The 22,397-nt window shown below is 64.4% G+C and carries 18 protein-coding genes; 7 read left to right on the forward strand and 11 right to left on the reverse strand.

What is annotated here, in order from left to right; all coding sequences use genetic code 11:
* Positions 1-13: 13 nt before the first annotated feature.
* The 6 genes from hutU to AC1DEK_RS27290 form a co-directional block, all read right to left on the reverse strand.
* On the reverse strand, positions 14-1,732 hold the full coding sequence (hutU, locus tag AC1DEK_RS27265; RefSeq protein WP_478128442.1) for a urocanate hydratase: 1,719 nt from the start codon (positions 1,730-1,732) through the stop codon (positions 14-16).
* Positions 1,733-1,878: 146 nt separating this feature from the next.
* The gene (hutH, locus tag AC1DEK_RS27270) at positions 1,879-3,429 is read right to left on the reverse strand and encodes a histidine ammonia-lyase (RefSeq protein WP_478128443.1); all 1,551 of its coding nucleotides are present in this window, start codon (positions 3,427-3,429) and stop codon (positions 1,879-1,881) included.
* A gap of 58 nt (positions 3,430-3,487) precedes the next feature.
* Positions 3,488-4,258, reverse strand: coding sequence for a histidine utilization repressor (gene hutC / locus AC1DEK_RS27275; RefSeq protein ID WP_478128444.1), 771 nt, complete (start codon positions 4,256-4,258; stop codon positions 3,488-3,490).
* A gap of 106 nt (positions 4,259-4,364) precedes the next feature.
* Complete coding sequence (locus tag AC1DEK_RS27280; protein WP_478128445.1) at positions 4,365-5,144, reverse strand: ABC transporter ATP-binding protein; 780 nt, start codon at positions 5,142-5,144, stop codon at positions 4,365-4,367.
* The gene (locus AC1DEK_RS27285) at positions 5,144-5,986 is read right to left on the reverse strand and encodes an ABC transporter permease (RefSeq protein ID WP_478128499.1); all 843 of its coding nucleotides are present in this window, start codon (positions 5,984-5,986) and stop codon (positions 5,144-5,146) included. The genes AC1DEK_RS27280 and AC1DEK_RS27285 overlap by 1 nt, the downstream gene beginning before the upstream one ends.
* A gap of 28 nt (positions 5,987-6,014) precedes the next feature.
* Complete coding sequence (locus tag AC1DEK_RS27290; RefSeq protein WP_478128446.1) at positions 6,015-6,980, reverse strand: ABC transporter substrate-binding protein; 966 nt, start codon at positions 6,978-6,980, stop codon at positions 6,015-6,017.
* 333 nt (positions 6,981-7,313) lie between these two features.
* Between AC1DEK_RS27290 and recQ the strand changes: the two genes are divergently transcribed.
* On the forward strand, positions 7,314-9,200 hold the full coding sequence (gene recQ, locus AC1DEK_RS27295; RefSeq protein WP_478128447.1) for a DNA helicase RecQ: 1,887 nt from the start codon (positions 7,314-7,316) through the stop codon (positions 9,198-9,200).
* On the opposite strand, the gene AC1DEK_RS27300 is transcribed toward recQ, so the two are convergent.
* Entirely contained in the window at positions 9,197-10,768 is a 1,572-nt protein-coding gene (locus AC1DEK_RS27300) for a S41 family peptidase (protein WP_478128448.1), read from the reverse strand. The genes recQ and AC1DEK_RS27300 overlap by 4 nt on opposite strands.
* A gap of 48 nt (positions 10,769-10,816) precedes the next feature.
* Positions 10,817-13,138, reverse strand: coding sequence for an ATP-binding protein (locus tag AC1DEK_RS27305; RefSeq protein ID WP_478128449.1), 2,322 nt, complete (start codon positions 13,136-13,138; stop codon positions 10,817-10,819).
* A 120-nt stretch (positions 13,139-13,258) separates the two neighbouring features.
* Between AC1DEK_RS27305 and AC1DEK_RS27310 the strand changes: the two genes are divergently transcribed.
* The 3 genes from AC1DEK_RS27310 (at position 13,259) to AC1DEK_RS27320 (ending at position 16,711) form a co-directional block, all read left to right on the forward strand.
* A complete protein-coding gene (locus tag AC1DEK_RS27310; RefSeq protein ID WP_478128450.1) occupies positions 13,259-14,458 on the forward strand; it encodes a threonine ammonia-lyase in 1,200 nt (399 codons plus the stop codon).
* Positions 14,459-14,537: 79 nt separating this feature from the next.
* On the forward strand, positions 14,538-14,693 hold the full coding sequence (locus AC1DEK_RS27315) for a hypothetical protein (protein ID WP_478128451.1): 156 nt from the start codon (positions 14,538-14,540) through the stop codon (positions 14,691-14,693).
* A gap of 170 nt (positions 14,694-14,863) precedes the next feature.
* Positions 14,864-16,711: a phosphoenolpyruvate carboxykinase (GTP) gene (locus AC1DEK_RS27320; protein ID WP_478128452.1), complete on the forward strand. Its 1,848-nt coding sequence runs from the start codon at positions 14,864-14,866 to the stop codon at positions 16,709-16,711.
* Positions 16,712-16,779: 68 nt separating this feature from the next.
* Here the strand turns inward: AC1DEK_RS27320 and AC1DEK_RS27325 are convergent, their stop codons facing one another.
* Positions 16,780-17,286, reverse strand: a complete 507-nt coding sequence (locus AC1DEK_RS27325; RefSeq protein WP_478128453.1) for a hypothetical protein — start codon at positions 17,284-17,286, stop codon at positions 16,780-16,782.
* Positions 17,287-17,391: 105 nt separating this feature from the next.
* On the opposite strand from AC1DEK_RS27325, the gene AC1DEK_RS27330 reads away from it, so the two are divergent.
* Entirely contained in the window at positions 17,392-18,372 is a 981-nt protein-coding gene (locus AC1DEK_RS27330; RefSeq protein ID WP_478128454.1) for a LysR family transcriptional regulator, read from the forward strand.
* Between the two features lie 8 nt (positions 18,373-18,380).
* Here the strand turns inward: AC1DEK_RS27330 and AC1DEK_RS27335 are convergent, their stop codons facing one another.
* On the reverse strand, positions 18,381-18,551 hold the full coding sequence (locus tag AC1DEK_RS27335) for a hypothetical protein (RefSeq protein ID WP_478128455.1): 171 nt from the start codon (positions 18,549-18,551) through the stop codon (positions 18,381-18,383).
* 125 nt (positions 18,552-18,676) lie between these two features.
* On the opposite strand from AC1DEK_RS27335, the gene AC1DEK_RS27340 reads away from it, so the two are divergent.
* Positions 18,677-19,501, forward strand: a complete 825-nt coding sequence (locus tag AC1DEK_RS27340; protein ID WP_478128456.1) for a metallophosphoesterase — start codon at positions 18,677-18,679, stop codon at positions 19,499-19,501.
* A 7-nt stretch (positions 19,502-19,508) separates the two neighbouring features.
* Here AC1DEK_RS27340 and AC1DEK_RS27345 read toward each other — a convergent pair whose 3' ends face one another.
* Positions 19,509-21,044 carry an alkaline phosphatase D family protein gene (locus tag AC1DEK_RS27345; protein ID WP_478128457.1) on the reverse strand — a complete coding sequence of 512 codons (1,536 nt, stop codon included), beginning with the start codon at positions 21,042-21,044 and terminating at the stop codon, positions 19,509-19,511.
* Between the two features lie 55 nt (positions 21,045-21,099).
* On the opposite strand from AC1DEK_RS27345, the gene AC1DEK_RS27350 reads away from it, so the two are divergent.
* Entirely contained in the window at positions 21,100-22,329 is a 1,230-nt protein-coding gene (locus AC1DEK_RS27350; RefSeq protein WP_478128500.1) for a nucleoside recognition domain-containing protein, read from the forward strand.
* The last annotated feature ends 68 nt before the right edge of the window (positions 22,330-22,397 follow it).

The following is a 22,397-nucleotide window of genomic DNA, read 5'->3' on the forward strand; positions in this document are numbered from 1 at the left end:
CCGACTGCTGCGCCTACTTGATCATCGGCAGGTTCAGCCCCTGCTTCTTCGCTGTCGCGACGGCGATGTCGTAGCCCGCATCGGCATGGCGCATCACGCCGGTGGCCGGGTCGTTGAAGAGCACGCGTTCGATACGCTTGGCAGCCGCGTCGGTCCCGTCGCAGACGATGACCACGCCCGAGTGCTGCGAATAGCCCATGCCGACACCGCCGCCGTGATGCAGGCTGACCCAGGTCGCGCCGCCGGCGGTGTTCAGCAGCGCGTTGAGCAGCGGCCAGTCGGACACGGCATCGGTGCCGTCCTTCATCGATTCCGTTTCGCGGTTGGGGCTGGCAACGGAGCCGGTGTCGAGGTGGTCACGGCCGATCACGACAGGGCCCTTGAGCTCGCCGCTCTTCACCATCTCGTTGAACGCCAAACCCGCCTTGTGGCGCTCGCCCAGTCCCAGCCAGCAGATGCGCGCCGGCAGGCCCTGGAAGGCAATGCGGTCGCGCGCCATGTCCAGCCAGCGATGCGTGTGCTTGTTGTCGGGGAACAGCTCCTTGATCTTGGCGTCGGTCTTGTAGATGTCCTCGGGGTCGCCCGAGAGCGCCACCCAGCGGAACGGGCCCTTGCCTTCGCAGAACAGCGGCCGGATGTACGCCGGCACGAAGCCAGGAAAGTCGAAAGCGTTCTTCACGCCTTCATCGAAGGCGACCTGGCGGATGTTGTTGCCGTAGTCGACCGTCGGAATGCCCATCGCCTGGAAGTCGAGCATCGCCTGCACGTGCACCGCGCAGGACTTGGCGGCGGCCTTGCGCAACGCCGGATGCTGCGTCGGATCGGCCTTGGCAGCCTCCCATTGCGCGAGCGTCCAACCCATCGGCAGGTAGCCGCTGGCGAGGTCGTGCGCGGACGTCTGGTCGGTCACGAGGTCGGGCTTGATTCCGCCTGCCTTGGCGCGCTTCACCAGCTCCGGGAGCACATCGGCTGCATTGCCTAGCAGGCCGATCGACACGGCTTCGCCGGCTTCGGTGTGCTGCTTGATGAGCGCCAGGGCGTCGTCGATGTCCTTTGCCTGCTTGTCGAGATAGCGCGTGCGCAGGCGGAAGTCGATGCTCGATTGCTGGCACTCGATGTTGAGAGAGACCGCACCCGCAAGCGTCGCGGCCAGAGGCTGCGCGCCGCCCATGCCGCCGAGGCCGGCCGTGAGAATCCACTTGCCGGTGAGGTCGTTGTCGTAATGCTGGCGGCCCGCTTCGACAAAGGTCTCGAAGGTGCCTTGCACGATGCCCTGGCTGCCGATGTAGATCCAGCTGCCGGCAGTCATCTGGCCGTACATCATCAGGCCCTTGCGATCGAGCTCGCTGAAGTGCTCCCACGTCGCCCACTTCGGCACCAGGTTCGAATTGGCGAGCAGCACCCGCGGTGCGTTCTCGTGCGTCTTGAAGACGCCCACGGGCTTGCCCGACTGGATGAGCAGCGTCTCGTCGTCGTTCAGTTCCTTGAGCGACGCAAGGATCTGGTCGAAGCAGGCCCAGTCGCGCGCCGCGCGGCCGATGCCGCCATACACCACGAGGTCCTGCGGGCGCTCCGCCACCTCCGGGTCGAGGTTGTTCTGCAGCATGCGAAACGGCGCCTCAGTGAGCCAGCTCTTGCAGCTGAGCGTGCTGCCGCGCGGCGCGCGAATCACGCGGCTCGCATCGTGGCGCGGATCGGTCTTGGCAGCGAGGAATTTGTCGGGTGCGTTCATGGCGAAGTGTCCTTTAGGTGTCGGAACGGAATCGTTAAATCTGGCAGCTCAGAAACCCCGCAGAACCGGCTTTGCCGGGCGGCTGGGGTTGCCCCCGGAGAGGGGGTGCCCGAGCCACACGAAGTGGGCGAGGCTGGGGGTGAGCTTCATTGCTGGCTTGGCAGGATGGACTGCACTGCCTCGGGCCACTGGCCCTGTCGCGCCCAGATACGCATCGCTTCGATGGAAGGGGCGAGGAAACGGTCCTGGTCGATGAAGGCGACGCGCTCGCGGATGGCGGCGAACTCGGCTTCGAGGAGCGGTGAGCTCTTAGAGCCACGCTTGAGTTCGATGCCTTGGGCGGCGGCCATGGCCTCGATGCCCACCACGACCGCCGTGTTCTCGACCATCTCTGCAAGGCGACGGCCCGCGAACGTGGCCATCGACACATGGTCCTCCTGATTGGCCGAGGTCGGCAGGCTGTCGACGCTGGCCGGATGCGCGAGCGACTTGTTCTCCGACGCGAGCGCAGCGGCGGTGACCTGCGCAATCATGAAGCCGGAGTTGACGCCGCCATCGCGCACCAGGAACGGCGGCAGGCCCGACAGGCCGCTGTCGAGCAGCAGCGCCATGCGGCGCTCCGAGATCGCGCCGATTTCGCTCACCGCGAGCGCAATGATGTCGGCCGCGAAAGCGACAGGTTCCGCGTGAAAGTTGCCTCCGGAGATCACGTCGCCGTTGTCAAAGACCAGCGGGTTGTCGGATGCCGCATTGGCTTCGATGCGCAGCACGCGCGCAGCGTGCGCCAGGTTATCGAGGCACGCACCCATGACCTGCGGCACGCAGCGAATCGAATACGGATCCTGCACGCGACCGCAGTCCGCGTGCGAAGGCACGATCTCACTGCCGTCGAGCAGTGCACGCATCGCACCGGCCACCGCGATCTGCCCGGGCTGGCCGCGTGCCGCGTGAATGCGCGCATCGAACGGCTTGATCGAGCCTTGAATGGCTTCGAGCGAAAGCGCGCCCGCCATCAGGCCGGCGGCAAAGACGTCCTCGGCACCGAAGAGGCCAGCCAATGCGAGCGCGGTCGAAACCTGCGTGCCGTTGAGCAGCGCGAGCCCTTCCTTGGGTCCAAGCACGAAGGGTGCAATGCCGATGCGGCCGAGCGCATCGGCGCCGCCGATCACATCGCCTTCAGGCGTCGTGACTTCCCCCTCGCCGATGAGCACGCAGGCGAGGTGCGCGAGCGGCGCGAGGTCGCCCGATGCGCCAACCGAGCCCTTCGAGGGAATGCGCGGCAGCAGGCCCGCATTGCACAGGCCGAGCAGCGCATTCACGATTTCAGGCCGCACGCCCGAATGGCCGCGCGCCAGGCTCACGGCTTTGGTTGCGAGCACAAGCCGAACCACGCCCGCGGGCAGCGGATCGCCCGTGCCGGCACTGTGCGAAAGCACCAGATTGCGCTGCAACTCCGCGAGCCGCTCGGTGGGGATGATGGTTTGCGCCAGCTTGCCGAAGCCGGTGTTGATGCCGTAGACCACGTCCCCGGATTCGACGATTTTGCGCACCGTGGCTTGTGCGGCCACCAATCCCGCGCGGGCCGACGAATGCAGCGCCAGTCGTTCGCCACCGGCGTACACGCGGCGCAGCGTGGCGAGATCGACCTCGCCGGGCGTGAGCATGAGCGGCGCTGGGGTGAGAGAAGCGTTGTCCATGAAGGATCCTGTCTATACAAGTAGGGGCGTCAAAAGATGTGAGGCGAACGGACGCGACCTAGCCGATGCTCGGATTGCCGTCGGCGCGAAAGCGGCTGCCGAGGCGGTAGCGTGAAGCCGGGTGCAGGCAGCGGACCAAGGTCACGGGCGTCGTGCGGGTCCAGGTACGCCGTGTGAGCAACAGGCATGGGTCGGTGCCTGCCATGGCCAGCCGCTCGGCTTGCTCCGGCGTCGGCAGCACGGCGTCGACGACATGCTCGATCTGGTCGAACGGCACGTTGCGCACCAGGAATTCGCTCGGCGGGATCGCGCCGAAATCCTGCTCGAGAAAGTTGGGAACCACGCGCGGATTGACGTAGCGATCCTCGAGCTGGACCGGAATGTCGTTTTCGAGATGCAGGCACACGGTGTGAAAAACCGATTCGCCGGGGCGCAGGTCGAGCCACACTGCGGCGTCAGGCGACGCAGCAATGCGCTCCGCCACCAGGAACTCGCAGCGGTAGTCGTGGCCGCGCGCGCGGATCTCGCTGGCAATGTTGGCGATCTGCAGCAGCGTCGACTGGGGCTTGTTCTCCGCGACAAAGCTTCCCACACCGGCAACGCGCACGATCCGGCCCTGCTCCACCAATTCGCGCAGCGCGCGATTGACCGTCATGCGGGCTACGCCGAACTGCGCGACGAGTTCGCTTTCAGATGGCAGGCGGTGCCCCGCAGCCCAGGAGCCGTCCTGAATCTTGTGCGTGATGAACGCCTTGACCTGCTCGTAGAGTGCCATTGCAGGCAGCGCCGGGCCGGGCGAACCGGATTTGCGAAGCGCGGCAGCCGTCATAGCGCCTCCGCGAAACACCGCGGAACCGGCTTCGCCGGGCCGCTGGTGTTGCCCCCTGCAAGGGGGTGGGAGAAGCGACACGAAGTGCGCGAAGCCAGGAGGTGGTTCATGATGCTGCTGCAGCCATGGATTCCGCGCGAATCTCTTCGGTGAGGCGCGCCTTGATCTCCATGAACTCGGGCGAGGTCTTGACGGTGTAGTGGCGAGGATGCGGAAAGTCGACGGCGATCTCGGTCTTGATGCGCCCGGGCCGCGCGCTGAACACCGCCACGCGGTTGGCCATGAAGATCGCCTCATCGATGTCGTGCGTGACGAAGAGCACTGTCTTGCGCGCCGACTCCCAGATGCCGAGCAGCAGTTCCTGCATGAGCACACGGGTCTGGTTGTCCAGCGCGCCGAAAGGCTCGTCGAGCAGCAGCATCTTCGGATCGTTGGCGAGCGCACGCGCGATGGCGGTGCGTTGCTGCATGCCGCCCGACAGTTGCTTCGGAAAGTGGTTCTCGAAGCCGCGCAGGCCGACCTTGGCGATGAAGAAGTCGCTGCGCTCCTTTTGATCGGCCTCACTCATGCCCCGTTCGCGAAGGCCGAAGCGGATGTTCTGCGCAATCGTCAGCCACGGAAAGAGCGTGTAACTCTGGAACACCACGCCGCGATCGGCGCCCGGTCCTTCGATGGTCTGTCCGTCCAGCAGCACTCGGCCTTCGGTCGGATAGTCGAGGCCCGCGACGATGCGCAGCAGCGTCGATTTGCCGCAGCCCGACGGGCCGAGAATGGTGACGAAATCGTTCTCGCGCACTTCGAAGTCGATCGGCAGCAGGGCCTGCGTCTTCTGGCCGCGCGTGCCGGTGAAGGTGCGCGAAACACCACGAATGGAAAGCTGGTTCATCACAGGGTGCTCCATGCGAAGAGGCGACGGTTCAGCGCCTTGAAGGCCAGGTCGGAAATCAACCCGATCACGCCAATGACGATGATCCCGAAGATGATCTGCCCGGTGTTCAGCAGCGCCTGGCTGTCCGTGATCATGTGGCCGATGCCTGAAGACGAACCGATCAGTTCCGCGACGATCACGTAGGTCCAGGCCCAGCCCAGCACGAGGCGCAGCGTCTCTGCAATGCCCGGCGCCGCGCCCGGGATGAGCACCCGCAGCACGATGCCGCGGCTGTTGGCGCCCAGCGTGTACGCCGCCTCGACCAGATCGCGCCGTGCGCTGCCCACCGTGACGGCCACCATCAGCGTGACCTGGAACACCGAGCCGATGAAGATCACCAGCAGCTTCTGCGCTTCGCCGATGCCCGCCCAGAGAATCAGCAGCGGAATGAACGCAGAGGCCGGCAGGTAGCGGCAAAAGGACACGAAGGGCTCGAAGAAGGCTTCGACACTCTTCCAGGTGCCCATCGCGATGCCGAGCGGCACCGCGACGATCGAAGCCAGCACGAAGCCGCCGAGCACGCGCCACACCGTCATCGCGATGTCGTGGCTGAAGTCGTATTGGGTGAAGAGCTGCACGCCCTCCTTGAGCATCGTGATGGGGCTCGCGAGGAAGGTCGGCGAGACGAATCCGCCGAGCGTGAAGAAGCTCCAGACCACCACGAAGACCACGAAAAAGCCCAGCCCAAGGAGCCATCGGGCGCGCGCGCTGACGGGTTCGAGCGGGGCCAGTGCGCGGCGCCGGCGAGGCGCCACCGACGCGACCGCTCCTGCGGGCATCACCGGCTTGGATGAGTTCATGACAGGCGTCGCGTCCATGGTGTCGCTCTTACTTGATGAAGCTGGTGTCGACGATGGCGTTCAGGTCGTCAGGCGCCTTGCGGATCACGCCGGACTCCAGCAGGATCACCTGCGCATCTTTCATGAAGGGCACGATGTCGTTCGCAAAGAATTTCTGGTTGGCCGCCTTGTCGGACCAGCGCAGGTAGGCAGATGATTTCGCGAACTGTTCGCCCGACTGCTTGACCGCGGCGCCCATGATCTCGTTCGATTTGGCCGGATCGTTCTTGATCATCTCCAGCGCTTCGAAGTAAGAATTGGTCAGCGCCTGCGCAGCCTTGGCGTTGGACTTGAGCCAGGTCGGCGTGCAGCCGACCGTGTCCATCACCATGGGGTAGTCGAGCGTCGTCGCCAGGATCTTGCCGGCGGCCGGATTGGAGCGCACTGTCGAGAGATACGGCTCGTAGGTCATCGCGGCGTCGTTCTGACCGGAGACGAAGGCCTGCGCGGCAGGTTGCGGCTCCAGCGAGACCAGCTTCACATCCTTCATGGTCATGCCGTTCTTGTTGAGCATCCAGGCCAGACCGAAGTAAGGCGAGGTGCCCGGCGCGCTGACGCCGACTGCCTTGCCCTTCAGGTCCGCAAAGGTCTTGACGTCGTTGCGCACGGCGATGCCGTCGGCGCCATAGGACTTGTCCATCTGGAAGATCTGCACGATCGGCACGCCGTTGGCGTTCCATGCCACATGCGTCTCGACCGTGGTGGCGGCGCACTGCACGGCGCCCGAAGCCACCGCCAGGTGGCGGTCCTTCTGCGGAATCATGCGCAGTTCGACGTCCAGCCCATTCTTCTTGAAGATGCCTGCCTTGTCTGCCAGCGTGAGCGGCGCGAAGCCGGTCCAGCCGGACATGCCGAGCACGATCTTGGTTTCCTCCGCGCTGGCATTCGCCGCCATGCCTGCGATGCACGCCATTGCCGCGACCAGCGAGGCGATTTTTCCGACCGACTTGACCATCAAGGTTCTCCTGTTGCGTTTCAAAAAAGTTCGGCTCGCTGGAACGCCATAGGTGCCGATCCCAGCAGGAGGCCGAGTTTCTTTCGCTGCGATGCACCTGTATATACAGGTTAACCCGAGACTGCGACCCAGATCAAGAGCCGTCTGCCCCTTTGCAATGCAACAGATACATTTCGGCGCACCAAAAGCTGTCTAGACAGGTCACAAAGCAACGAACAAGATGGTGGTTTGCAAAGCCTGTGCCAGCCTGCGGAAGGCCATCGGAGACAATGGCGTTCACGCGCACGGGAGGTGCGCGTGCTCGTTCCAGCACCCACCAGAATCAAAGCCGCCTTGTCCGCTCCACCCTCCGAATCCCCTGCAACCGCCACCGCACCGGAACTGATCCTTCACGAGGTCTTCGGCTACGCGCAGTTTCGCGGACCTCAGCAGGAGATCGTGCATCACGTCACCGACGGCGGCGACGCCCTCGTGCTGATGCCAACGGGCGGCGGAAAGTCGCTCTGCTACCAGATCCCGGCTATTGCGCGCCAACGCTGCGGCCATGGCGTTGCGGTCGTGGTGTCGCCGCTCATCGCGCTCATGCACGATCAGGTCGGTGCGCTGCACGAAGCAGGGGTCGATGCGGCGTTTCTCAATTCCACCTTGGATTGGGAGCAGACCCAGGACGTCGAGCGCCGCATGCTGCGGGGCGAAATCACTCTGCTCTACGCTGCGCCCGAGCGCGTGACGACGCCGCGCTTCCTGTCCCAGCTCGATTCGCTGCATGAGCGCGGCAAGCTCTCGCTGTTCGCCATCGACGAGGCGCATTGCGTCAGCCAGTGGGGCCATGACTTCCGGCCCGAATACCGCGCGCTGACTGTGCTGCATGAACGCTATGCCGGCGTGCCGCGCATCGCGCTCACTGCGACGGCCGATGCACTGACACGGGCGGACATTGTCGAGCGCCTTCAACTCGAAGAAGCGCGCCAGTTCGTATCGAGCTTCGACCGGCCAAACATCCGCTACACGATCGTCGAGAAGAAGGACGCGACCACCCAGTTGCTGCGCTTCATCGAGCGCGAGCATGAGGGCGATGCGGGCGTCGTCTATTGCCAGTCCCGCAAGCGCGTCGAGGATGTGGCCCAGACTCTGAGCGATGCAGGCATCAACGCGCTGCCCTATCACGCGGGTCTGGATGCGGCAGTCCGCCAGAAGCACCAGGACCGCTTTCTGCGCGACGAAGGCATCGTGATGGTCGCGACCATCGCCTTCGGCATGGGCATCGACAAGCCGGACGTGCGCTTCGTCGCACATCTTGACATGCCGAAGAACATCGAGGGCTACTACCAGGAGACCGGCCGCGCAGGGCGCGACGGCGAACCGGCCGACGCCTGGATGGCCTACGGCTTGCAGGATGTGGTGAACCAGCGCCGCATGATCGACGAAAGCCCCGCGGGCGAAGACTTCAAGCAGGTGATGCGGGGCAAGCTCGATGCGTTGCTGTCGCTCGCAGAGGCCAGCGACTGCCGGCGTGTGCGTCTCTTGGGCTACTTCGGCGAGAAGAGCATCGCCTGCCTGAATTGCGACAACTGCATCGCGCCACCGCAGGTGTGGGACGGCACGGATGCGGCTCGCAAGCTGCTCTCCACCATCTACCGTGTGCAACAGCAAAGCGGCATCAGCTTCGGCGCCGGTCACATCATGGACATCCTGCGCGGCAAGGCGACGGAGAAGGTCAAGCAGTTCGGGCACGAACGCGTGAGCACTTTCGGCATCGGGAACGAGTTCTCGGAGCCGCAATTGCGCGGCGTGCTGCGGCAATTGATCGCGACCGGCGCGCTCTCGGTCGATGCGCAGGCCTACAACACCTTGCAACTCACCGACGGCTCACGCGCTGTCCTCAAGGGCGAGATCAAAGTCATGCTCCGCGAGTCCGTGTCGCAGCCCGCGGAGCGGAAATCGCGGCGCGAGAAGACGGTTCGCGGCGCCCCATCGCCAGCCGCTGCCACGCTCGATACGCAGGCCCAGACCCGCTTCGCCGCCCTCAAGGCCTGGCGCGGCGAAGTGGCGCGCGAGCACAACCTGCCGGCCTATGTGATCTTTCACGACGCGACGCTCGCAGCCATTGCAGAACGCGCCCCCGCCACGCACGAGGACCTCCAGGGCATCAGCGGGATCGGCAGCAAGAAGCTCGAAGCCTACGGCGCGGATGTGCTCCGCGTCTGCGCGGCGTTCTAGCCGGGGTTCGCAGCGCTCGGCCTCACGATCCGGTTTTCTCGCGATGGCGAGCGGATCAGATAAGGCGTGCCGCCCACCTCCGCCTTGTTGCGCGCAGCATCGATCTTGCTGGCGACCACTGCAGGGCAAGCTCCATTGCTGCGAAAGCTCAAGGCCGCAGCAAGACGGGCTTCCGCCGGATCTCCGAGTGCGTGGTCGAAGTCGTCCGCCACTGCGCAAGTCGGCGCAAAGCCATCGCCATAGTCGCCGAAGCCCTTCTGGTTGACGCCCTGGAACTGAATGGCGAAGTAGGTGGTGCCGCAGTTGTCCTGCGGAAAGAAGCCGTAGGGCTTGCCGCAGGTCGTGCCGCCAATCAGATTGACGGTGACGCCGACGCCCCGCAGGCTGTTGACCACCGACTCGCTTGCAGAGCAGGTGTCCGGCCCCGTCAGCACGGTGACGCGCGACAGGCCGAGCTTCGGCAGCGGCTGCCCCGCCGTGGTCGAGAAGCCCCGCGTGGTCGAATGAAACGGCAACGTAGCCTGTGCGGGTGTGAGCGCGAAGGGGTTCTTGCTGTTGAACTGAAGGCGCTCGAACACGGTGCCGGCTGTCGCCGCGGCGGGGCCGACCATGTAGGCCAGTTCGCTCGCGACATCGAGCAGGCCCCCGCCGTTGTAGCGCATGTCGATCACGAGATCGGCAATGCCCGCGCCCTTCAATTGGTTGACGGCCGCGATCAGCTCCGCTTCGGCCGTCGCCATGTGGTCATTGAAGAGCATGTAGCCGACCGGGCCGCTGGCCGTCGCGATCGTGCTCACATGCTGCACGGGCGTGCGGGTGACTCGCGTTGAAGTCAGCGTCACTGTGTGGTCGCTGCCGTCTGCCGTACGCAGCGTGAAGCTGTGCGCCTCGCCTTCGTGCACGGGGCTGAGGCCGGCATTGAGTCCGGCAACGTCCGCGCCGTTGGCAACGTCGATGCCGTCGATGGCAACGACCTTCGCGCCGCGGGCGATCGCCGACTGGTCCGCCGGCGAGCCCGGTTCCGTGAAGGCCACGCGAAGGTCGCGCGGCGGTGCAGCGCTCAAGAACGCCAGTTCGAGTCCATAGCCGATCTGGATGCCGTTCTGCGACGAAGCGAGAAAGTCCGCGGTGTCTTCGGTGAAGTGGAAGCGGTCCTTGGCGTGGCCGCTCGCCGTCAGCTTCGGCGTCTTGAGCGCGCCGAAATACGCGATCGGCGTTGCGTAGTCGGCCGCCGCGAGCGTGGTGGGCACTTCGTCAAACCACAGGTAGGTCTCATCGATCCAGGCGCGGACCCAGCTTTTCTCGGTGGCGGCAGTCCCGGGGCGATCGGGAAAGGCGGCGCCGGTGTCGGGGTCGACGCCCATTCGCGGCGCGGCGCACTGTCCGGCGACGCTGGATGACGCCACGACTGGCTGGCTCGGCGTCGCAACGGGCGCCGAGGCTATCGGCAACGCGACTCCGCCCCCGCTGCTCCCGCCGCCCCCGCACGCGGTGACCATGGCCACGACAGCCAACACGGCGATGGGTGTGGCGCAGCGCACTGCAGCCAACGTACGGACACTCTTCATCGTTCGCCCTCCCGCGCGGCGAATCCCGCTGCAGTCTTTCTGTTTGGTTTACTGAACGAAGCCCATGCCGCGCGATTCACGCACTTCGGGCTTGATCCGATGCTCAGCGTCGAGCTGGTCGAGAAACTCGGTCGCTGAAAATTCGACGGCAAGGATATCCGTCTGACGTTTCACGGCCGCGAAATCGCCCGGGCAGAGTTGCTGAAGCTTCGCAAGGCGCGTCCTGATTTCGCTCGTCATGAGCATGGCGTCTCCAGCGAGCGCTTCGGTGATGAACATCTGCTCGCGCTGTTCGCTGGTCAGCGGCATGAACTTGATCTTGAAGGTGAAGCGCCGCAAGGCCGCCTGATCGAGTCGCTCCAGCAGGTTGGTGGTGCACACGAAGATGCCATCGAAGCGCTCCATGCCCTGCAGCATTTCGTTCACTTCGGTCACTTCGTAAGTGCGCTGGGCGCCCCGGCGGTCCTGCAGGAAGCTGTCGGCCTCGTCGAGCAGCAGGATGGCCTTTTCGGCTTCGGCTTCCTTGAACATCGCGGCCATGTTCTGCTCGGTCTCGCCGACGTACTTGCTCATCAAATCGCTGGCCTGCTTGATGATGAGCGGCCGGCCAATCGCTTTCGCAAGGTGTTCCGCCAAGGCGGTCTTGCCGGTGCCGGGCGCTCCGTAGAAGCAGAGCGTTCCGTGTCCACGCACCTTGAGCGCTTCGACGATGCGCGGGATCTCGAAACGGGTCTCGACGTTCAACATGTCGAGGTCATAGGTCGTGACGCTGCGTCGCGCACCCAGCCCGTCGAGCGTACCGAGCGCGAGGTCGGCGTTCTTCAACTGGCGCTCGATGAGGCGCTCGATCGAGTCGCCTTCGGTCATCGCCAGCTCGGCAAAACGCACGGCCGTCCGGATCTGCGCAGGCGTCAGGCCCTTGCGCGCCGCGAGCTTTGCCGTGAAGGTGTCTGACACCGAAACACCCTCGAGCGTCTTGCGCACCAATTGCTCGCGCGCGCCCGGCGGCGGTGACTTGAGTTCGAGGTGATAGGCAAAGCGGCGCCGAAAAGCCGGATCGATCTGTTCGATGCGATTGGTGACCCATAGCGTGGGCACGGCATTCGATTCGAGAATCTGATTCACCCACGCCTTGCCGCTGACGCTTCCGCTGGTCGGCGAAGGAATCTGCTCGGCGCGCGCCATGAGTTGCGCGGCCTCGGTGCTGATGGGCGGAAACACGTCTTCCACTTCGTCGAACAGCAACGCAGCCTGCTCGCTGCCCTTCAGGAACACTTGCGCGATCTGCAGCGAACGGTAGCGATCACGGCCCGACAGCGAATTGCCGTCGCGATCTGCGTATTCGACTTCGAAAAGCTCGAGCCCCGCTGCTCGCGCCACCACCTTGGCGAGTTCGGTCTTGCCGGTTCCGGGCGGGCCATAGAGCAGAACATTGACGCCCGGCTCCTTGCGCGCGACCGCGGCGCGCAGCAGCGTGACCAGCATCTGTGCATCGTCGTCGACGAAAGAGAAATCCTGGACAGTCAACGCGCTCTTGGCGGACGGCCGCGTGAACACCGCCATCAACTCGTTGCGATCGCGGTATTCGCGCATCAGCACGGGCGGGAGCTTTTCGCTGACCTTCATCAGGTCGGCGAGGTCGGTGATGTTGTGTTCCGAGATCAGGTTTTCGACCAGGCCGATGCGTTCGAGCCGGGAGCCTGCGCGCAGTGCTTCGCCGACATCGCTCGCGTTGACGCCGGCCACTTCGGCGATGGCCGCATAGGCTTCGGGCGCGTTGTTGACCTTGAACTCGACGAGCAACGATCGTAGGTCGCGCTGGTAACGCGCCAAGGTGCCGTACAGCAGCAGCGCGCGCTCGGCCTTGTTGAGTTGCAGCAGTCCGGCAAGTGCGTCGATGTTCTTCTCGACCAGCGTCGATTGCTTGCGCAATGCGTGTGTGAGCCAGTCGCGCGTCACCGACAGCACCGCCAGCAAGTCCTTGGGCTGGTCCTTGGCGTATTCGTCGAGGTAGAAGAACAGCGTGCCCTCCTCATAGGGACCACGCCAGACGCCGTGCCGCTCCAGCAGCGTCCGGCCATCGAAGTTCTCGACGTCTTTCCAGACCTCGTTGCCGGCGCAGCGGCGGCTCAGGAACTCCCGCAGCCGCAACAGCACCGGCGTCGGCCAGACCAGATGCCGACCGGTGAGCGACAGGAGACCATTGAGGTCGCGGCGAACGTTGAACCGCGGGCCCTGCTTGGCCGCCAGCGTCAGCACGAAATGCGAACACATGAGTTCAAGCACCGGCGCTTCCTTGAGTCCGGGCGATGGCAATGCATGGCCGCGGGAAGCCGCAGCCACTACATCGACGCCAGAACGCTTGACCATTCACCAACCTCCTACCGGGAGAAACCAATCTGGGAGCGACCATAGCGCAGAGTTTTGGCTTCGGGAAGCCTGCAAGCGGGTAAAAACCCGGATGTTGCGAATCCGTCCACAATGCTCGCAATGGTGGAAATCAAAGACATCGAACGTGCGGCAGCACGCCTGAGAGGACAAATACTCGAAACACCGTGCGTGGAATCACGCACGCTCTCTGAAATCGTCGGTGCGCAAGTTTTCCTGAAATTCGAAAACCTCCAGTTCTCGGCGTCCTTCAAGGAACGCGGCGCATGTAACAAGCTCGTCGACCTTTCAGAGGGCGGCACGCGTGGCGTGATCGCGATGTCGGCCGGAAACCACGCCCAAGGCGTGGCTTACCACGCGCAGCGCCTGGGCTTGCGGGCATTGATCGTCATGCCGCGGTTCACGCCCGGCGTGAAGATCGAGCGGACTCGCGGTTTCGGTGCCGAGATCGTGCTCCACGGCGACACCCTCGACAGCGCACGCGCGCACGCCCTGGAGTTGGCCGAACAGGAAGGCCTGGCTTTCGTTCACCCGTATGACGACAACGCAATCATTGCGGGACAAGGCACGGTCGCGCTCGAAATGCTCGATGCGGTTCCGGATCTCGACACGCTCGTGGTGTCCGTCGGCGGCGGCGGATTGATTGCCGGCATGGCGGTTGCCGCACGCGCACGCAGACCGGACATCGAAATCGTCGGCGTGCAGACCACGCGCTTTCCAGCCATGGTCAATGCCGTGAAGGGCACCGCGCACCCGCAGGGCACCAACACCATCGCCGAAGGCATCGCGGTCGGAACGCCGGGAGCATTGACGCAAGAGATCATCGGCCGGCTGGTCGACGACCTTGTGCTGGTCGACGAGGGCGACATCGAGCAAGCGGTGCTGATGCTTCTCGAAATCGAGAAGACGCTGGTCGAAGGGGCTGGTGCCGCGGGTCTCGCGGCACTGATCAGGCATCCGGCCCGCTTCAAGGGCAAGCGGGTCGGGCTGGTGCTCTCGGGCGGGAACATCGATCCGCTGCTGCTAGCAGCGATCATCGAGCGCGGGATGGTGCGGGCTGGACGGCTGGCGCGCGTGCGCGTCAGTGCGCGCGACATACCGGGCTCCCTTGCCCATATCACGGCCACTGTGGCGCAAGCGGGCGCCAACATCGACGAAGTGCACCATCAACGCGCGTTCACCATGCTTGCGGCCCAGAACGTGGACATCGAACTGGTGCTCCAGACACGCGGGCGGGAACATCTTTCGAGCGTTCTCATTGCGCTGAGAGCTGCCGGATTCGAAGCTATGGAGCAGCACTGAGGCTCTGGCAACCCCCTAGACTGCGACCCGCCGGGCCGCCTCTAAAATGACCTCAGTCCTGAGAACCCGAGGAATCCTGATGACCAACCCAACAACTCCCATTGAACCCGGCCATGCGGCCGCCGTCGAAAAAGACGCGGTCGAGTCGATCGTTCATCTGATGCCCCTCGTCCTGCCGATCGTCGGCGGAGTGCTGATGCTCCTTTTGGCATCCATCGCCATCTACATGGCTTGATTCGCCTCTGGCCGAATCAGGGGTCGGCATCGTCCGGCCCCATCTTGCGGTCCGTGCTGGCTGACACCCGGCCCCACTCTTCAGAGACTGAAACGTTTTTTCAAATGGATCTCGCCGTCCTCGGCGCCGAGTCCCCTTCGAAAAGACGATTTTCAACTTAGGAGATTTCGATGAACGCACCGCTGAAGGGACTCGCCATTCAGGCCCCCTCTTATGTCAAGCACGCCAGGCTGATCGCCTGGGTGGCAGAAATGGCCGCGTTGTGCAAGCCGGCCGCCGTCCACTGGTGCAACGGCAGCGCCGAGGAATATGACCGTCTCTGCCAACTCATGGTCGATGCCGGCACTTTCAAGAAGCTGAATCCCGCCAAGCGGCCGAACTCCTTTCTGGCAACTTCCGACCCGAGCGACGTCGCGCGAGTGGAAGACCGCACCTTCATCTGCTCCGCGAAAAAGGAAGACGCCGGCCCCACCAACAACTGGATGGCCCCTGACGAGATGCGCGCAACGCTCCAGCCGCTGTTCGACGGCTGCATGAAGGGCCGCACCATGTACGTCGTGCCCTTCAGCATGGGCCCCTTGGGCTCGCCCATCGCGCACATCGGCATCGAGTTGTCCGACAGCCCGTATGTGGCAGTCAACATGAAGATCATGACCCGCATGGGCAAGGCCGTGTACGACGTGCTGGGCGCCGAAGGCGACTTCGTGCCTTGCGTGCACACGGTCGGCGCGCCGCTCGAAGCCGGGCAAAAGGACGTCTCCTGGCCCTGCAACAAGACGAAGTACATCGTCCACTACCCTGAGACGCGCGAAATCTGGAGCTACGGCTCGGGCTACGGCGGCAACGCGTTGCTGGGCAAGAAGTGCTTTGCGCTGCGCATCGCATCGAACATGGGCCGCGACGAAGGCTGGCTCGCCGAGCACATGCTGATCCTGGGCGTCACGAGCCCCGAAGGCAAGAAGCGCCATGTGGCGGCCGCATTCCCCAGCGCCTGCGGCAAGACCAACTTTGCGATGCTCATCCCGCCAGCGGGCTTCGGAGGCTGGAAGGTCACCACCATCGGCGACGACATCGCCTGGATCAAGCCCGGCGCCGACGGCAAGCTCTATGCCATCAACCCCGAAGCGGGCTACTTCGGCGTGGCGCCGGGCACGAACATGCAGACCAATCCGAATTGCATGGCGAGCCTGGACCATGACGTGATCTTCACCAACGTCGCCTTGACCGACGACGGCGACGTCTGGTGGGAAGGCATGAGCGAGCCCCCCGCCCACGCGATCGATTGGCAAGGCAAGGACTGGACCCCGGCCATCGCCAAGGAAACGGGTGCAAAGGCGGCGCATCCGAATGCGCGCTTCACGGTGTCCGCCATCAACAACCCGGCGCTCGACGAAGCCTGGGACGATCCGAAGGGCGTGGCAATCGACGCCTTCATCTTCGGCGGCCGCCGTTCGACGACCGTTCCGCTCGTGACCGAAGCCCGCAACTGGGTGGAAGGCGTCTACATGGCAGCGACCATGGGCTCCGAAACGACCGCCGCAGCTGCCGGCCAGCAAGGCGTCGTCCGGCGCGATCCGTTCGCGATGCTGCCGTTTGCCGGCTACAACATGAGCGACTATTTCCAGCATTGGCTCGATCTCGGCAAGAAGCTCGAAGCTTCCGGCGCACGTCTGCCAAAGATCTACACCACGAACTGGTTCCGCAAGGGCGCTGACGGCAAGTTCGTGTGGCCAGGCTACGGCGAGAACATGCGGGTGCTGAAGTGGATGATCGATCGCATCGACCAAAAGGCCGAAGGCACCGAGCACGTCTTTGGCGTGAGCCCGCGCTATGAAGACCTCAACTGGACGGGCCTGGACTTCAGCGCCGAACAGTTCAACACCGTCACCAGTATCGACAAGGCGGCGTGGCAAGCTGAATTGAAGCTCCACGCAGAGCTTTTCCAGCAACTGGACCATCATCTTCCGAAGGAGTTGCCGGCAACGAAGGCCGCCATCGAGCAGCGTCTCGCTGCCTGAGCCTTCGCGTTCGGCCAAAGAAAAAGCCGCCTTTCGGCGGCTTTTTGCATGAGCGCGGTTCGACCAGATCAGTAGTAGCCGACGCTGCGCAGTGCATTCCGGAACGACGGCACGGCGTCCTCGGATCCGACTGCCGCGGTCGCGGTGCTGAATTGCGGCCGTTCCTGGCGCAAGGCAGCCACTTCGAGGTCGCGGAGGATACGGGTGTCGTACTTTGCATACGCCATGAATTCTTCATCGGCGCGTGCCGCTGCACGATGGCGCGCCACCTTGCGGGCGGCTGCAATCCCACGGACCGCCAGCGAACGGGCCGTGCCGGCGAAGAGGGCCATGCCCACGAAGGCCACACCCCAGAGCACCACCCAGGCGACGAGCAGGCCACCCTCTTCAGTGGTCGACATGAGCTTGTCGGCAACCACCAGCAGTGATGAAACGATGGCGGCCAGGAGCAAAGCGGCCAAGCCGCGCGAACTGTCGAAGCCGAGACGCGAGCGGCGAACGCGCTCGATCACAGCCTCTGCGCGAAGCACGCCGGGGTGGGTTGCAGGAGTATCTACGTGTACGAAGTGGGTCATGAGGTGCTCCAAAGGTGAACAAAATCGGAGGCGATGCGCTGATATTAGGGGTTACCCTAGTGTTTATCTAATTTATCTTTCTGATGTCTATCATTCAGCCTAATGATGGACATCAACTTCCGCACACTCGACCTCAACCTCCTTCGCGTGTTCGACGAAGTCATGGCGGAGCGCAATCTCACGCGCGCGGCGCGAAACCTCTCCATCACGCAGCCGGCGGTGAGCAACGCGCTCAGGCGATTGCGCGAGGTGCTCGGGGACGATCTCGTGCGACGCTCAGGCCCCGGCGTCGAGCCGACGCCGCGCGCCTTGGCGCTTTGGCCCACGGTGCGCGATGCGCTGCGGCAGCTTCAGCACACTCTTGCCCCTGGCGAGTTCGACGCAAGCGGCGCAAGCACGACTTTTCTTCTGGCGATGGCGGATGCGACGGCAGCCGAACTCATGCCAGGCCTGATCAAGATCGTTGAGACCGAAGCGCGCGCCGTTTCGCTGCGCGTGCTGCCTCTCACCACGCGCGATCCGCGCCGCATGCTCGAAAGCGAAGAGGTCGACGTTGCGATTGGCTACTTTCCGGCCGTGGTCGCCAGCTTGTCTGCGCGTGGTCAGTCGGGGGACGGCACGCCCTTCGAAACCCAACGGCTCTACGTGGGCGAATACGTTTGCGTGATGCGGCGCGATCACCCGCTGGCCGCTGCGCCCCTGACGCTCGACAGCTACTGCGCCGCCCGTCATCTGCTCGTCAGTTTTTCCGGACGCCCGCACGGCTTCATCGACCAGACGCTGGGTGCGCTCGGGCGCGAGCGGCGCATCGTGGTCACAGTCAACCAGTTTTTCACCGCGGGCCGCGTGGTCGCGAATTCTGATCTGCTGACCGTCATGCCGCGTCATTTCGTTCGTGTCACGGGAATCGACGACCAGCTCGTCTTGCGCGATCTGCCATTCGATCAGCCGCACGTGCATGTGGATGCGCTCTGGCATCGGCGCGCGCAGCATGCGCACGCGCACGAATGGCTACGGCAGGCGCTGCTGCGGTCGGCGAGCGCCGCGTTCGAAGGGTCGCCGCTGGGCAGGAGAGCAGGAAGGTAGGAGGCTGATCAGCGGATGACGCTGAGCCAGGCGCTGGCCGCAGCGCGCAGTTCCTGGGCATGATGCGCATCGAGGCCAGCGCGAACGTCGGCCGATTCCATCAGCGCGGTGGCCGGATTGGAGGTCACGGCATTGGAAGAGAAAAAGAAACTTGCCACTTGGGCGATCAAGCTGAACATGATGGTGCGCCGCTTTTGCGCGCGCTTGAAGTAACGATGGATTGAAGATTAAGGGTTTTCCCCAATGCTTCAAGTTGAACTTTATGCGTGCAGCGCATGACCTCCTCATCTAGACTGCATTCATCATGAAGCTCCAGTTGCTCTCCGACCTGCACATCGAGGTGCATCCGCAACTTGAGATTGCGCCGGCCCCCGGTGCCGATCTGCTGGTACTTGCCGGCGACATTGGCTCTTACCAGTCAGGTTCGAGGCTGCTGGAACCGGACTTCGGACTGGGCCGCTTTTCGCCTCGCCACGGATGGCCGGTCCCGGTCCTGTACGTGCCGGGCAACCACGAATACGACAACGCCGACTTCGACGAGATCCACACGCGCTTGCGTGAGACTTGCGACGGACTCGATATTCAGTGGCTCGAGCGCGAAATCCTCGTCATTGACGAAGTCCGCTTTGTCGGCACCACGCTGTGGGCTGATTTCGATGCACTCGTGGAGCCGACGGACAGCATGGCCGAGGCTTTCAAGAAACGCGGCAAGGCGATGCGCGCAGCCAATTTCTATCTCGAGAAGGCAGGCACGCTCCGCGCTGGTGAACTCTTTCTTGCAGAACCTCTGAGAGAGCACTCACTGACGTGCCAGGCGTGGCTGCGAAATGCTTTGGCCGAGAACTTCGACGGCACCACGGTCGCGGTCACGCATTTCGCGCCGACGCTGGCGAGCGCCGATCCGCGTTATGGGCTGACGCCCGGCACGGCCGGCTTCTGCAACAGCCTGGACGAACTGCTGCCCTATGCCGAGCTCTGGCTGCACGGGCATCTGCATTGCCAGTTCGACTATGTGAAGGACGGCTGCCGCGTCGTCGCCAACCCGCTGGGCTATATGTCGAAGGGCGAGCAGGAGAACTTTCGGCCCGATCTCCTGATCGAGGTGCCGCGGCCTCGCGGGGGCGGCTGACGCGTCTTCAAGACGGCTGAACGCCCGCAGCATCCGCTTCTACCTCGAAGCGGGCCGTAGTCTCGAAAACCGAATCGGCCCGCACGGGATGTGGCGTCGCCCGAAACTCGCATTGCATGCGATCGGGCGTAACGTCGAACAGCGCGTGGCCGCGTTGATCGCCCCGCGCGTACGCGACGTCGGGATTGTCGCGGCGCATGCGCGCCATGGCGCCGACGCTGGCGCCCCGGGACGTTACCGAACCGCCGACGAATTCGCTGGCAACGACCGGCGATGCCCGGTTGTTGGAATGGACCCGGAGGTCCGCGGCCGCATGCCGATGCACGTCGCCACCCATCACGACCAAGTTGCGCACGCCCGCGTCGCTCGCGCCTTGAAGAAGACGGCGGCGCGCTTCGGGGTAGCCGTCCCAGCCATCCGTCCAGACCTTGCGGCCTTCGGCTGTATTGATGCCGGTGGCGCTCATCTGGGTCGACTGACCGAGCAGATTCCACTTGCGCGTCGAAGACGCCAAACCTTCGCTCAACCAACGCTCCTGCTTGGAGCCCAGCACGGTGCGCGCCGGATCGCCCAGTTCGGCGCATTCGATCAACGTGCGACCCACATCACGCTTCGGATCGGGACACGCGTGGTGGCTGCGGAACTGGCGGCAGTCCAGTGTCCATAGGCCCGCCAAGCGACCCCACGCATAGTGGTCATGAATGCGGACCGCGGCGCCCTGGGGCGGCAGCTCAAGCGGCATGTGTTCGAAATAGGCCTGGTAGGCAGCCGCGCGACGCCGCAGGAAGCGCGCTGGGGTGCTGTAGGCCGGATCGCGATCGTCTGCATAGTCGTTGACCACCTCGTGATCATCCCAAGTCACGATCCACGGATGCGCCGCATGCGCGGCTTGCAGATCGGCATCGCCCTTGTAGAGCGCATGGCGGTCGCGGTATTCGTCCAGCGAGTGCGGCGTGCGCGTACCGTGCTTGCGGATGTCGTAGCTGGCGCCGCTGCCTTCGTAGATGTAGTCGCCCACGAACAACACGAAGTCCAGCTCGCGTCCGGCGATCTCACGGTGCGCAATGAAGCGCCCCTGCTCGTAGTGCTGGCACGAAGCGAGCGCAAAGCGCATTCGGCGGACATCGGCATCTGCGGCAGGCGCCGTGCGCGTGTGGCCGATCGGGCTCACCGCGTTGCCGCAAGTGAACCGATACCAATAGTCGCGCTGCGGCTGCAAGCCCGGAACGACCGCATGAACACTCAGCGCGCGCGACAAGCCCGTTGTCACTTCACCGCGCGTCACCGGCCGCCGCAAGCTCTCGTCGGCAAAGATTTCGTACTGCACTGTGTGCGTGCGGACGGCGCCTGCATCTTCCGGCGCTGGCACGAGACGCGTCCAGATCACCACGCTGTGCGGCCGCGGCTGTCCGCTGGCGACACCGAGCGTGAATGGATTCGATGTCCAACGCGGCGTCTTCGGCCCCGCGCGCACTGGTGTGGCCCACTTCCCCAACGCGAGCCAGAGCGCGGCGCGGTTGAGGTCCCTCCGAGTGATGTTCATCGCCGCAATTGTCGCGGCCCCTATGATCGGCCCGCATCGGCAGCAAGGGGTACGCGTGCTCAACGGCTTGTGGCTTGGATTCTTCTTGACGGCAGCAGTGGCTGCGCTAGGTCGCTGGCTGATCGGCGGCGACGCCGGCGTGTTCGCAGCAATCGTCGAGAGCCTGTTCGCGATGGCGCGGCTGTCCGTCGAGGTGATGGTGCTTCTCTTCGGCACACTGACCTTGTGGCTCGGTTTCCTGCGCATTGCTGAAGCGGCCGGCATCGTGAATTTGCTCGCGCGGATGCTCGGGCCGCTCTTCCGGAGGCTGATGCCCGAAGTGCCGGCGGGGCATCCTGCGCTCGGCCTCATCACGCTCAACTTTGCCGCCAACGCGCTCGGCCTCGATAACGCGGCCACGCCGATCGGGTTGAAGGCGATGCGCGAATTGCAGGCGCTCAATCCCAGCACGACCACGGCGAGCAATGCGCAGATCCTGTTCCTCGTCCTCAACGCTTCATCGCTGACGCTGTTGCCGGTCACCATCTTCATGTACCGGGCCCAACAGGGGTCGGCCGATCCGACGCTGGTCTTTCTGCCGATCCTCCTCGCCACCAGCGCATCGACGCTGGTAGGACTGCTGTCGGTCGCGTTCATGCAGCGGCTGAAGCTATGGGATCCCGTGGTGCTCGCGTACCTGCTTCCTGGCGCATTGCTGCTCGGGGGGTTCATGGCGCTGCTTTCGACCTTGTCCTCGGCAGCGCTGGCTTCGCTCTCTTCGCTGCTCGGCAACCTCACGTTGTTCGGGCTGATCGTCGCCTTCCTGCTGGCGGGTGCGTTGCGACGCGTGAAGGTCTATGAATGCTTCGTCGAAGGCGCAAAGGAGGGCTTCGACGTCGCGAAGAATCTGCTTCCCTACCTGGTTGCCATGCTCTGCGCCATCGGCGCGCTGCGTGCCTCGGGCGCACTCGACCTCGCGCTGGAGAGCATCCGCTGGCTCGTGGCGCGAGCGGGTTGGGACACGCGCTTCGTCGATGCATTGCCGACCGCGCTCGTGAAGCCTTTCTCGGGCAGCGCGGCGCGCGCGATGCTGATCGAGACAATGAAGAGCCAGGGAGTAGACAGCTTCGCAGCGCGGGTTGCCGCCGTGATCCAGGGCAGCACGGAGACGACGTTCTACGTGCTCGCGGTGTACTTCGGCGCGGTCGGCATCCAGCGCGCGCGCCATGCGGTGGGCTGCGCGTTGCTGGCCGAACTGGCGGGAGTCATCGCTGCGATCGGCGTCGGCTACTGGTTCTTCGGCTGATCAACCTCCCCCGATGCTCGCGCCGGTTTTTTCGTGGGCTGCTGTGGAATCGGCTTCGCCGCGCCACC

Source organism: Variovorax sp. 10N420 (assembly GCF_056394705.1).